The sequence below is a fragment of the Ancylomarina sp. 16SWW S1-10-2 genome, from assembly GCF_009669305.1.
Lineage (GTDB): Bacteria > Bacteroidota > Bacteroidia > Bacteroidales > Marinifilaceae > Ancylomarina.
On sequence record NZ_SADB01000001.1, the window covers coordinates 225434 to 238321 of the forward strand.

10 protein-coding genes and 1 tRNA gene are annotated in these 12888 nt (G+C 33.7%); 2 read left to right on the top strand and 9 right to left on the bottom strand.

All coding sequences use genetic code 11. The annotated features are described in order from the left end of the window. Nucleotide 1: 1 nt before the first annotated feature. On the top strand, nt 2–1372 hold the full coding sequence (gene rmuC, locus EMN46_RS01055) for a DNA recombination protein RmuC (RefSeq protein ID WP_154198816.1): 1371 nt from the start codon (nt 2–4) through the stop codon (nt 1370–1372). A 703-nt stretch (nt 1373–2075) separates the two neighbouring features. On the opposite strand, the gene EMN46_RS01060 is transcribed toward rmuC, so the two are convergent. From EMN46_RS01060 to EMN46_RS01095, 8 genes are all read right to left on the bottom strand, one after another. Then, nucleotides 2076–2912 (bottom strand): hypothetical protein, encoded by an 837-nt coding sequence (locus EMN46_RS01060; protein WP_154198817.1) that lies wholly within the window; start codon nt 2910–2912, stop codon nt 2076–2078. 34 nt (nt 2913–2946) lie between these two features. Beyond that, on the bottom strand, nt 2947–4047 hold the full coding sequence (locus EMN46_RS01065; protein ID WP_154198818.1) for an AI-2E family transporter: 1101 nt from the start codon (nt 4045–4047) through the stop codon (nt 2947–2949). Nucleotides 4048–4248: 201 nt separating this feature from the next. After that, entirely contained in the window at nt 4249–6702 is a 2454-nt protein-coding gene (gene lon / locus EMN46_RS01070) for an endopeptidase La (RefSeq protein ID WP_154198819.1), read from the bottom strand. 130 nt (nt 6703–6832) lie between these two features. After that, entirely contained in the window at nt 6833–8023 is a 1191-nt protein-coding gene (locus EMN46_RS01075) for a GlmU family protein (RefSeq protein WP_154198820.1), read from the bottom strand. An 87-nt stretch (nt 8024–8110) separates the two neighbouring features. Further along, nucleotides 8111–8365, bottom strand: coding sequence for a type B 50S ribosomal protein L31 (locus EMN46_RS01080; protein WP_154198821.1), 255 nt, complete (start codon nt 8363–8365; stop codon nt 8111–8113). Nucleotides 8366–8472: 107 nt separating this feature from the next. After that, nucleotides 8473–9666, bottom strand: a complete 1194-nt coding sequence (locus tag EMN46_RS01085; RefSeq protein WP_195715152.1) for a GNAT family N-acetyltransferase — start codon at nt 9664–9666, stop codon at nt 8473–8475. 48 nt (nt 9667–9714) lie between these two features. Further along, nucleotides 9715–10479: a Bax inhibitor-1/YccA family protein gene (locus EMN46_RS01090; RefSeq protein ID WP_154198822.1), complete on the bottom strand. Its 765-nt coding sequence runs from the start codon at nt 10477–10479 to the stop codon at nt 9715–9717. Nucleotides 10480–10650: 171 nt separating this feature from the next. Then, nucleotides 10651–11331 carry a DNA alkylation repair protein gene (locus tag EMN46_RS01095; RefSeq protein ID WP_154198823.1) on the bottom strand — a complete coding sequence of 227 codons (681 nt, stop codon included), beginning with the start codon at nt 11329–11331 and terminating at the stop codon, nt 10651–10653. 214 nt (nt 11332–11545) lie between these two features. On the opposite strand from EMN46_RS01095, the gene EMN46_RS01100 reads away from it, so the two are divergent. Further along, a tRNA-His gene (locus EMN46_RS01100) sits at nt 11546–11622 on the top strand. Nucleotides 11623–11802: 180 nt separating this feature from the next. Here the strand turns inward: EMN46_RS01100 and EMN46_RS01105 are convergent. After that, a complete protein-coding gene (locus EMN46_RS01105; RefSeq protein ID WP_154198824.1) occupies nt 11803–12888 on the bottom strand; it encodes an alanine racemase in 1086 nt (361 codons plus the stop codon).

The window sequence follows — 12888 nt, forward strand, 5'->3', positions numbered from 1 at the left end:
TATGGTCTATTTATATATTGCAATCGGATTTCTACTTGGAATGCTCATTGCTTGGCTCATTTTAAGAAAAAAATTAAATACAGTCGCAGCATCGCATCGCGAAGAACTTTTAAAAAAAGAGAATGCTTTTATTCTCGAAAAGGGTGAGCTGAATCAAACTAAAATGAGATTTGAAGAAAGAGCTAACAACCTTCAATCTGAAAAGCATGAACTCCAAACGGAGCTAGCAACAGAAAGAGACAAAAATGAAAAACTGAACCGTTCAGTTTCCATTTCGACAACGGAGCGTATAAATTTGGAAGAGAAACTGAATACTCAGAAAAAAGAACTTGAAGAACTACAAAAACGATTTACCACTGATTTTGAAAACATTGCCAATAAAATTCTGAAGGAAAATTCAAAAGAATTCACATCTTCGAACCAGAAGAATATGGATGCCATTTTAAGCCCCATAAAGGAGAAATTGATTTCATTTGAGAAGAAGGTTGAAGAAACTTACGATAAAGAATTACGAGATAAGATTAGTTTGCGCGAAGAAGTGAGAAAACTTTACGACCTAAATACAAAGATATCTGACGAAGCCAATAACCTAACCAAGGCCCTTAAAGGTGATGTTAAAAAACAAGGCAATTGGGGCGAAGTGGTTCTTGAGAGAATCCTTGAAAGATCGGGTTTAACCAAAGGGCAGGAATACGATAGAGAAGTTGCCATGAAGAATGACGACGGACAAGCGATTCGTCCTGATGTAATTATTCGTCTACCCGAAGAAAAACATATTATTGTAGATTCTAAGGTTTCATTGGTTGCCTACGAAAGATTTGTAAATGCCAACAATGACAAAGAACGAGAAATCTTCCAAAAAGAGCATATCGCCTCATTCAAAGCACATATAAAAGGCTTAGCCGATAAGCATTATCAAAGTTCAGCATCGTTAAATACACCTGATTTTGTATTGATGTTTGTACCTATTGAATCATCATTTGCACTTGCGGTACAAGCCGATCAGGAACTTTTCGGATACGCTTGGGATAACAAAATTGTGGTTGTGAGTCCTTCTACTCTATTGGCTACACTTCGGACTATTTCATCTATTTGGAAACAAGAAAATCAGAACAAAAATGTAATGGAAATTGCTCGCCAAGGTGGTGCGCTTTACGATAAGTTTGTTGGTTTTGTAGAAGATTTAATCGATTTAGGAAAACAAATGGACAAGTCTAATGAAACTTATCAAAAGTCGATGAAAAAACTAACTTCAGGCTCTGGAAATCTTGTTGGTCGTGCTGAAAAAATTAGAACACTTGGTGCTAAAGTAAAAAAGAAACTACCACAAGCTTTACTCGATAGAAATAGCGATGAGAAAGCTGTAGAATAAAATCTACTTCTCGCAATATATGTATTTGGCTCATTATAAAACTATAATGGGCCATTTTACATCTAACTAGGCATTAACACATATTAATTGATCGACAAAGCCCTTTTTCGAGGCTTCAACACATGTTAATGAGCCTCTTTTTGCTTAGGGAAGCAATTAACAAACATTAATTGCTCGACTAAACTCTTTTTGGAGGCTTCAACACATGTTATTTACTCCACCAAGCCATTAGTGAAGCCTTTAACGGATGTTAACGACCTTCCTTATTTTGAGCCCTTTTCATCAAAATAGCTATAAACAATGACTTATAGAGGTCTTTACACAAAATTATTGTTAACAAGTTGAATTAAATAGAAAAGGTTGTTTCGATTGAAACAGCCTTTGTTATATGTGTCCTTTTATGAACTCTAACTTTTGTTAGCCCGTTCATAATTTTTTCTTTGTAAGAGAATGCCTATATAATTCAAAATTGCAACTATTGATGAAGGTATAATGATGAGATATAGGTTTATATCAAATTTAATCAAGAATAATTTATCAAGAATTAGTATTAACAATAAGGCAACTATCGAAATAATAAAATACCAAAAATTTAATTTCGCATTCATTCTGTTGTTATTAATCGTTTAGAATATAAATTCAAAATCTATATTTTTAAAAGTTATCTATCAAACAACTCATTACTACACATGAAAATTTAGATTTACAAACCATATACTTTAACCCCATTCAGTTTTATCATTTGAGTATTTTCTTTCCAATTTAGATTCCAATTTTTCGGATGGCTATCAAAATTAACCTCAGAACTTGAATATTTTTCTGGTATCAAGCTCAGCAGATTATCTTCTACCAAAACATTGTAAATAAAGGCTTGATCACACCACAAAAATTCATCAACAAAATCGGGTTTAATTCCAAAATTCACAAATTGAGAATTACTCGCTACACTGGGATAAATTAAACATTTAGTATCTTCAGAACTCAATAATATTTTACTAAATGCAATACATGTTTTATAAAAACATTCGTCACCCAAAGACACTTTTTTTTCAAAGAATGATGCAATCCATTCTTCAAATTCCATATCTTTTACACTTCTATATTTATGATTCGACAGAATTCTCTCAAAAGTTTCTGCCTTTTTAATCTTTTCAATACCTGCAAATTGCGATGGAATAATAACATTAGAGTTATTTGGCTTAAAAATACCTATCAACAGACGATCTCCATCTACAAGATTCATTTCTCTTACTGTTGCTTCTATAGAATTTGATGCATAAAAGAAATTTTCTCCCTTGTTAGAACAACGATTATATGTGTAATGTTCTGGTTTGATTTCAGACCAATCGGGATACCAAATAGATTTAGTCTTTTCTAATTCGTCATCTTTAACACCATTAATTTTCCTTGCCCTAAAAAAAGCTTTCGATGAAAAATCTCTAAATAATGGTCTTGTATGTCCAAGTATGCTTTGACTAAATATCTCTATCAAATCCTCTATGTCTATATTCTTATAATCTATCTCAAGTAATGGTTTCATTATATTGGTTACAACTAAATTTAAATATCAAAACTTATATCTTCTCCGTCAACTTCTTAACAAAGCGATATTTATTGAAAAATTCTTTGGCAATAACACGGAAAATGGTGTAAGCTGGTATCGCTAGCATCATACCTAAAATACCCGCCATAGAACCTGCTAATAGAATAACCAAGAAGATTTCAAGTGGGTGTGCGTTCACACTATTTGAGTAAATAAGTGGTTGAAAAAGGATATTATCAATCATCTGAACGATTAAGAACACAAGAGCTGTATAACCTAATAAAGGAACAACTTCGACATAAAAATCAGCACCTAGGTTTGTTGCAATACCAATAATTAAACCAAATAGGGTTCCAATAATTGGTCCGATATAAGGAATTACATTAATTAAGCCTGCAAATAAACCGATGACAACGGCATGACTGAATCCCATACCTACAATCGTTAAACCTACAGTTACCATTGTACCCACAAGAATTACTTCGAAGAAGAGGCCTACAAAGTAACGCATCAATAAATTCTTTATTGAATCGAGAACATGACGAACACCTTCTTCACTCTTTGTAGGAACAAATAAAACCAATGAATCAACAAAAAGACTACTATCCTTTAGAAAGAAAAATGTAATAAAAGAGATTGAAAATAGGCCAATAAATAAGCCTCCCAGAGTTCCTGCAAGAGAACCAAAGATGGATGAAATATCAGAAAATTGAAGAATAGAAGAAAGGTTATTGGTAATTAAAGCCTGGACTTTAAAATCATCGCCCTCAGCAGAATATTTCGATACGAAAGCTTCAATAGCTCTAATAGGCTCGTCTAAACTTCGTACGGCAGATTGCACGTCGATATCCGACAATTGCTTTGCTTCCTCTGCAACCATTGGAATAAAAGTTCGAAAAAACACAACCATTATAAACCAAAGTAAAGCCAAAGTTAAACCAGCCGAAGCACCTGAAGGAATTTTACGACCCTTAATCTTCATTTTATTAAGAAACCCAACCACTGGACGTCCTATAAAAGAAAGGACAACAGCAATTCCGATATAAGCAAAAATGGCACTGAAATACCAAAATAATATAGCTAAAAGAAGTAAACTCGCAGCAGCTAAATAATATTTTCCTTTCTCGTTCATAAGTCGGACATTCATTTTACAGTAATAATCATTGTATATAAATACAAAGAAGCGAATTTTTACACGTTTTATTTGATTAAAATTAACAAAAATATTTGGCAATCGATTATCTAGAACAAATTAGGGGCTATCAATTTTCATCGATAGCCCCTAAAGAAACTCATTACAATTCAATTTATTCTTTAAGTCAGAATATTGAATTTATATTTTTATAAAATCCTTAACCTTTTGCTTCATCAAAGCAATATCAAGAACATCCATCACATCTTCTACATAATGGAATTTTAAACCTTTCAAATAAATTGGCTTAATCTCATCAATATCTCTTTCGTTCTCGTGACAAAGAATAATTTCTTTAATTCCAGCTCGTTTAGCAGCCAAAATTTTCTCACGCACGCCACCTACAGGCAATACTTTACCACGTAAGGTAATTTCACCCGTCATAGCTAAGTTTTTCCTCACTTTACGTTGCGTAAAAGCTGAAGCAATAGACGTAATCATAGTCACACCTGCCGATGGGCCATCCTTTGGAATAGCACCTTCTGGAACATGAACATGAAGATTCCACTTATCGAAAGCCTCTTGATCGATATCTAACTTCGCAGCATGAGCTCTAAGATATTCTTGAGCCAATAGAGCTGATTCTTTCATCACATCACCAAGATTACCAGTAAGGGTTAATTTACCTTTACCTGGACTTAAACTCGACTCTACATAAAGAATCTCACCACCTACCGATGTCCAAGCTAAACCAGTTACAACACCTGCAAACTCGTTACCCTGATATTTATCGCGATTGAAAAGTTCTGCACCTAAATATTCTTTTAAATCTTCAACTTTTATTGCTTTTTCGTAAGTATCTTCCATAGCTACTTTCTTAGCAACACCACGCATTAGCTTGGCAAGTTTCTGATCTAAACCACGAACACCCGATTCACGTGTATAGTTCTCAATAATATGAACAATCACATCATTCGAAATAGTCACATCCTTCTTAGTCAATCCATGATTTTTTAATTGCTTAGGGATTAAGTGACGTTTTCCAATCTCAGTTTTCTCCTCAGTAATATAACCACTCACATCGATCATCTCCATACGGTCGCGAAGAGGCGCTTCAATGGCACCCACGTTATTCGCTGTGGCGATAAACATGACTTTAGACAAATCGAAATCTACATCAAGGTAATTATCGTGGAAAGAACTATTTTGCTCTGGATCTAAAACCTCTAATAAAGCAGATGATGGATCGCCTCTATGATCAGAACCAACCTTATCAATCTCATCCAAAATAAAAACTGGATTCGACGATTTAGCTTTCTTTATTCCCTGAATAATTCGACCTGGCATTGCACCAATATATGTTTTTCTATGTCCGCGAATTTCTGCTTCATCGTGCAAACCACCCAACGACATTCTTATGTATTTTCTATCAAGAGCTTTTGCTATTGACTTACCCAACGATGTTTTACCAACCCCTGGAGGGCCGTATAAACACAAGATTGGCGATTTTAAATCACCTTTTAGCTTCAATACAGCTAAGTGCTCAATAATACGATCTTTCACTTTTTCCAAACCAAAATGATCAGAATCTAAAACGGATTGAGCATTCTTCAAATCGAAATTATCCTTGGTAAATTCATTCCAAGGCAAATCAGTCATCTCCTGTAAATAATTCAGTTGAACTGAATATTCAGCAGCTTGAGGATTTAATCGCTGTAATTTTTTCAATTCTTTTTCGAAAACTTCAGCAACATCATCACTCCAAAGTTTTTCAAGAGCCTTACCTTCTAGCTCCATCACATCCTCTTCACCCGGATTTCCTCCTAGTTCATCTTGAATGGTTTTCATTTGCTGATGCAACAAATATTCACGTTGTTGCTGATCCATATCAGTCTTCACCTTAGATTGAATATCATCCTTCAATTCTAAGATTTGTACTTCTGCCGATAAAACTTTTAAAAGTTTCATAGCTCTACCTTGCAAAGTATCTATCTCAAGAAGTCCCTGTTTCTTACTCAATTTCATTTCTGAATTACTAGAAATAAAGTTGATTAAGAATGATGAACCCTCAATATTTTTAATGGCAAATGTTGCTTCATTAGGAAGCTGAGGAGTCAATTTAATCACCTTAATAGCGATATCTTTAATTGATCCAACAAGCGCTTTAAATTCATTATCCTCTTTTTCAGGACGAATATCTTTAAGGGTTTTTATTTTTGCAACATGATAAGGTTCTGTAGAGATCATTTCTTCAATCTCAAAACGCTTTTTACCTTGCAAAATAACCGTAGTGGTTCCGTCAGGCATTTCCAAAATCTTAATGATTTGGGCAACCGTACCAATTTTGTTCATATCATCAACTTCAGGCTCTTCAACCTCATAGTCGATTTGTGAAACAGCTCCTAAAAGACCTTTATTCGCATAAACTTCACGTACAAGTTTCAATGATTTTTCTCGTCCAACAGTGATTGGAATAACCACACCTGGGAAAAGCACTGTATTTCGAAGAGGTAAAATTGGCAAACTGTCAGGCACTACGAACTCATCGATGGCACTTTCATCTTCATCCGCTATAATTGGAATAAAATCAGAGTCCTCATCCATCGCATTCGTTAAACCCATGCTTCCTATATTGATTTCTATCTTACTACTCATATTAATCTTATTTCTGTCAATTAATGTAAGAACACCATCCCATTACTCAAATTATGACATAATGACGCAATCTTACTTTATTTATATACTTCACAATTAGTAGGCAATACCTATGCCAAGAAATAAATGACTAGAAAGATTTACGGTATTTTGCAGTTAGCTCAAAAACATGATCTATAATATTCTGCTCTACCTCATCGAATTCTAAGCCTCTACGTTGCATAACAAGTTGAGCCACTTCGTGCACAGCCTTAAGTCGATATTCGACAAAACCATGATTACCTCCCATTGAAAAAGATGGAATAAAATTACGTGGAAACCCAGCTCCATATACATTGGCGCTAACACCAATTACAGTTCCGGTATTCAACATGGTGTTAATACCACATTTAGAATGATCGCCCATAATTGTACCACAAAACTGAAGCCCAGTCTTGGCAAATCGATTTGATTTATAATCCCAAAGTTTCACCTCAGAATAGTTGTTTTTAAGGTTTGAATTATTGGTATCGGCACCAATATTACACCATTCTCCAATCACTGCATTCCCCAAAAATCCATCGTGAGCTTTATTGGCAAAACCAAAGAAAACAACATTACTCAACTCGCCACCAGACTTACAATGAGGACCTAGAGTTGTTGCGCCATATACTTTTGCTCCCAACTTAAGTACCGAATGCTCACACATAGCCAATGGGCCACGAACTAAAGCACCTTCCATAATTTCGGCATCTTTACCAATATAAATTGGACCTTCATTCGCATTTAAAGTTGCAAACTCAACTTTTGCTCCCTCTTCAAGAAAAATATTTTCCTCTCCAAGAACATTTACTGTTTTACTAATTGGCTGTGATTTTCGTCCTGCTGTTAGCAATTCAAAATCACCGCGAAGCGCCTTATCGTTTAATTGAAAAATATCATAGCTCTTTTCGATTCGTAACAAATCCCCTTCAAAAACGATTTTCTCAGAATAATCTGGCAAAGAAACATCAAAGCCATCTAACTTATCTTGATTAACAAATGCTGCTATTAAAATACCATCGTGAACTAAAATTTGCCCTACCGATAATGAGTTTATTGCTTCAACAAGCCCTTTATTTGGAAGAACACAACTATTTATTAAGATATTATCGGAAGCAACCTTCTTCAAATATTTTGTTGAAAGGTAATCTTGGGTCATATAGGAAATATCCTGATTTAGATACTTATTCCACTTCTCCGAAATCTTCAAAATTCCCAATCTTATTTCAGAAATAGGTCTTGTAAAAGTTAATGGCAAAAAATTCTGCCAGCTCTCATTATCAAAAAGAATATAGTTCATAGCTTGTTTTATTTTCATTTAGATCATCAAAAATAAAAAAAGCTCCGATAAATCGGAGCTTTTTGTATTCTAAAAGACACTTTAAGATTATTTCTTAAGGTGATTTTTGTATTTATTCTTAAACTTATCGATACGTCCTGCAGTATCAATTAGAGTCATTTTACCAGTATAGAAAGGGTGAGATGTGTTAGAGATCTCAAGTTTCAATAGTGGATACTCTACGTTTTCAATCTCAATAGTCTCCTTTGTTTTAGCAGTTGACTTAGTGATAAAAACAGTATCATTCGACATGTCTTTAAAAGCTACCAAACGGTAGTTTTCCGGATGTATTCCTTGTTTCATCTTATTCTCTTTAAAATTTCTTATAATCTTCTTCCAATGAGCTGCAAAGGTAAATATTGTAATTTATTTTGCAAAGAAATCACCAAAGAATATAACTTTTATTGCATTTATTCTTTAGATCTCTTAGTTCCTCTGTTTTCCAGAGGGATAATAGGTGTTCTTTTAAAGGGTGCATTCCTATCAAAAAGATATCTATAAGTATAATGCGTTTTCTCTCGAACCCCACCAGCAGACTCATAAATAGATATCATTTTAGGGTTAAAGTCACCTACCCAAGACAATTCTACTTCGGTATATTGTTTCTTCGCTTTAATTGCTTTATCCATCTTCAAGAAAATAGCTGATTCAATTCCGAATCGCTGATATCTTGGCAAAACACCCATAACAGTAATACGAGTTCGAGTAATCGTTTTACGCTTAAGCAGATATAAGAACTTCAACTTATTCCAAAAATCAAGTTTTCCATTCATCTTTCTTAAAATCTGATTGATATCGGGCATTGCCACAAAGAAACCAATAGGTTTTCCATCATGATATGCAAACCAAATAAAATCTTCCTCAAGAATACCTTTACCTTCTCGAACCATTTTACGGATATCTTCAATATCAATGGGAGTAAAATTGTCATGAAACCTCCATGCCTCATTATACACCTCAATAATATCACTAATATATTTCTCGGATTTGGAGAATTTAAAATGTTCAAATTCAAAACCAGGTTTCTTTGAAATCCAATCTGCAATTTTTTGAAATCGTTCAGGAAAAGGTTTTGTTCTATCTACGTGATAACTATACTGCTCAAAGAAAACTTTAAAACCATAGGACTCAAAAAAGGCTTGATAATAAGCTTTATTGTATGGCATACCATATCCTTGAGGTTTAAAACCATCGACTAATAAACCCCAAAAATTATCATTTTCTCCAAAATTGATAGGGCCATCCATCGCTTCCATTCCTCTTTCTTTCAACCACGCTTTAGTCGTATCAAAAAGCAGAAAGGCGGCCTCTTTATTATCTATACATTCAAAGAAGCCACATCCACCAGTCGGCTGATCAAAACTATAAGCCTTACTGGTATTTATAAAAGCTGCAATACGTCCAATCACTTGACCTGAATCGTCGGTTAAAATCCAACGAATAGCCTCACCGTGCTTGAAAAATGAATTCTCCTTAGGATCAAAAATCCCATTAATCTCACCATCCAAAGGACAAGCAAAATTAGGATCGTTCTTATATAGCCTGCGAGCAAAATCTAAAAATAATTGCTTTTGACTGTTACTTACAACTTCTATTATATTCATTTGATAATTTAATCGTTACGCTTTATAAAATGATAATATGAATATCTTTTAGTTACGACTAGAGATCTTAGACAAAAGTCTAAGAATTTCAAGATATAACCAAATTAAAGTCACCATAATACCAAAAGCACCATACCATTCCATATATTTTGGAGCACCTTTCTGAGCGCCTTTTTCTATGAAATCGAAATCTAATACTAAGTTTAAAGATGCAATAGCAACAACAAATAAACTAATACCAATACTAAGTAAGCTATTTCCAAAGGCAAATCCCATATTCATACCAAACATGCCTAAAATCCATGTTGCAACATAAAATATACAAATTCCACCAGTAGCAGCAATAATTCCAGTTCTAAACTTCTTAGTCACTTTTATCATTCCTGATTTATAGAGAAATAGCATCATAAATAAAATGGCGAATGTTAGACCAACAGCTTGCATTACAATTCCAGGATAAATGGCATTAAAACTTGCTGACAAACCACCTAGAAATAAACCTTCACAAACGGCATAAATAGGAGCTGTGAATGGAGACCAAACAGGTTTAAAAATGGTAACTAAGGCTAAAACAAAACCTGCAATACCACCACCAATCATCCAAGGCATAATTGCAGCAGATAAACCTGCAGTTTGTCCTGATTCAAAATACATGCCCCATGTGTAGCTCGCTGATGCAACTACCAATAGCAACATCATTGCAATCTTGTTTACGGTTCCACTTACGGTCATCACATCCTGATAGGTGCCATAACTAGCTTTTGCGAAAATTTTATCTGTAAACGCCGGGTTTGAACTCTTTGTTAAACTCATAATATCTAATTTTATCTTTACCTAGCACAAATTATTTAAATTTCGCGCTACTGATTACACAATTTGATTAGTCGAAAAATTGACCTTTTAAAGGTTAATAACTCTCTATTTATTGAAAATCAAATTTAAGGATTATTTCACAATTCGTTTATCAGAATTAGATATTTAATATTAATTCACATCTGGAAATTCAGCATGCAATTCTTCAAAAACCTCAAGCCACTTATCATCAGTTCTTTTCAGTTCTGCTACGTTTGAGAAAACAAGATCTTTCAAACTGCTTTTTCTACGAGCTATCTTACCCAAAACTCTTGGCATCTGTTTAATTAAATAAAAATGAGTTAGATGAGAAGGCATGCTATTCAAGAAGTTTTCAAAACTAACATCTCCTCTCTCCTTATCGATTAAAGCCAATCGACCAATTACCATTGTTGCACAAAGCTGCTCCTTTGCTTCTTCTGATTTAATCCAAGAAATCAATGTCGTATCAAGTTCTGGCAAGGCAACAAATAAATTCATACACATCTGTTCAAGCAATTCATTACTTTCAGCTTCCTCAATCCATCTCTTCACTTGTTGTTTACTTGTGTCCTCAGGTTTTTCCAACAAACTGGCAACAATTCGACTTTCACGAAATCCTTTTGCCCATAACTTTTGAGCAAGCAAATGGTTTTTCTCATATTGTTTTGCGATCTCCTTCAAATTAACAATTGAAACGCCCAGTGCATTTTTATAATTCAATCCATATTTATTCATTTCAGAATACGCTTCCCCATTTCTTATATTGAGAATTTTTTTAAATAATTTCTGAAATTGTTTTTCTATATTCTCGTTGTCAATAAAAAACTCCATAATTGTCTATTTAGTCTAAATTTTCAGCAAAAAGAACCTTTTTCTTTGCACTACAAAGGAAAACAAATATTTATCTGAAAAAAAAAATAAGCCTAACTAATTGCAAGGCAACAACAACAAGACATAGCTAAAATATTTTATTATCTTTTTTACAATTTGGTTTGGAAGTTAACTTTAGTTTTTCATATCTTTGCATCGCAAAAGAGAACAAATGGTGGTTGTAGCTCAGTTGGTTAGAGCGCTGGTTTGTGGTTCCAGAGGTCGTCGGTTCGAAACCGATCATCCACCCCAATGTAAAACGCAGAACTTTTATAAAGTTTCTGCGTTTTTTTTATGTCTTTATTTCAAAGCAATACGTCTAGTTTTAAATAATTGAACTATCGTAAACTATAAAAATAATCCCCGTAAAAGAACTTACGAGGATTTAGGGTGCGTCACAATAGAACTAAAACAATAAGATTAGTTCTTCCATTATATTTTCAAAGCTCCAGCTATCTTTTTTTCAATATATTTTGAATTCATTATTCGAATGATGCCCATATAATCTAACTTAAACTCGATTAAGTCTCCAACTTTATATTTCTTTTTGTTTTCATCAAGGTCAACAACTATCATATCTGAACTTGCGCCGATGATTTTTAAACTTTTATCAACAAATTCAAGATGATCAGTTTCTACGTCAAGCAAACCTAAATCAATTATTGCTCGGTATGACGTTTCACCGATGTCTGTTTCGTTAAATTCGAAACACTCTCCCTCTACATTTGTTCCCATCTCACCCATTGGAACAACAGATTTTTCAATTAATTCTATTATTTCAGAATACAAACTAAATACATTAGAGTGCATCTTCTTAAATTTTGTGTTGTTATAAACATCTGTACCAAGAAATAAGGTTTCGCCTACTCGAAAATGATTAATTCCTTTGGGTAATAGATTTTGAAATATCAAAGGTATCGTTACTGAAGATCCTCCAGAAACGTAAGGAATATGTTTGTCAAATTTAGCTTCAATTAACTGTTCATATAAACTTAACTGAATGAGTTTATCATGATTAGGAAGCACACCATACAAGCAAGAAAGGTTTGTGCCAATACCTACAACTTTAATATTTCCCAATTTAAAAACGCTTTCATAAAAAGCAATAAAGTCCTCACCTAGAATACCTTCTCGAAGTTCACCAAGCTCAATCATTATTATGATTTTATGCGTTTTATTTTGCTTTTCAGCTTCTTTCGATAACAGTTTAATCGTTTCGAACTCGGTATTCATACTAATATCTGCATATTTAACAATACTTGTTATTGAACGTTTCGCAGGTGGTTTAATATAAATGGTTTCAATTTTGGGATTAATTGATTTAATTTCCTTCAAATTGGACACGCGAGAGTCACAGACTTGCTTGAAATCAAATTTTAGCAATTCAGTTAAAAATATTTTATTGCCACTCAGCATTTTTGAGACAATAGACCATTCAATATTATTCTTTTTAAAGAGCTTATCAAGGTAATCAAAGTTGGATTTTAGTTTCTTAATATCTAATGTTACAAATGCCAT

What these genes read in the sequence shown, in the direction of transcription:
- rmuC (WP_154198816.1), top strand. Translation starts at nt 2, where the DNA reads ATGGTCTATTTATATATTGCAATCGGATTTCTACTTGGAATGCTCATT.
- EMN46_RS01060 (WP_154198817.1), bottom strand. Translation starts at nt 2,912, where the DNA reads ATGAAACCATTACTTGAGATAGATTATAAGAATATAGACATAGAGGAT.
- EMN46_RS01065 (WP_154198818.1), bottom strand. Translation starts at nt 4,047, where the DNA reads ATGAACGAGAAAGGAAAATATTATTTAGCTGCTGCGAGTTTACTTCTT.
- lon (WP_154198819.1), bottom strand. Translation starts at nt 6,702, where the DNA reads ATGAGTAGTAAGATAGAAATCAATATAGGAAGCATGGGTTTAACGAAT.
- EMN46_RS01075 (WP_154198820.1), bottom strand. Translation starts at nt 8,023, where the DNA reads ATGAACTATATTCTTTTTGATAATGAGAGCTGGCAGAATTTTTTGCCA.
- EMN46_RS01080 (WP_154198821.1), bottom strand. Translation starts at nt 8,365, where the DNA reads ATGAAACAAGGAATACATCCGGAAAACTACCGTTTGGTAGCTTTTAAA.
- EMN46_RS01085 (WP_195715152.1), bottom strand. Translation starts at nt 9,666, where the DNA reads ATGAATATAATAGAAGTTGTAAGTAACAGTCAAAAGCAATTATTTTTA.
- EMN46_RS01090 (WP_154198822.1), bottom strand. Translation starts at nt 10,479, where the DNA reads ATGAGTTTAACAAAGAGTTCAAACCCGGCGTTTACAGATAAAATTTTC.
- EMN46_RS01095 (WP_154198823.1), bottom strand. Translation starts at nt 11,331, where the DNA reads ATGGAGTTTTTTATTGACAACGAGAATATAGAAAAACAATTTCAGAAA.
- EMN46_RS01105 (WP_154198824.1), bottom strand. Translation starts at nt 12,888, where the DNA reads ATGGCATTTGTAACATTAGATATTAAGAAACTAAAATCCAACTTTGAT.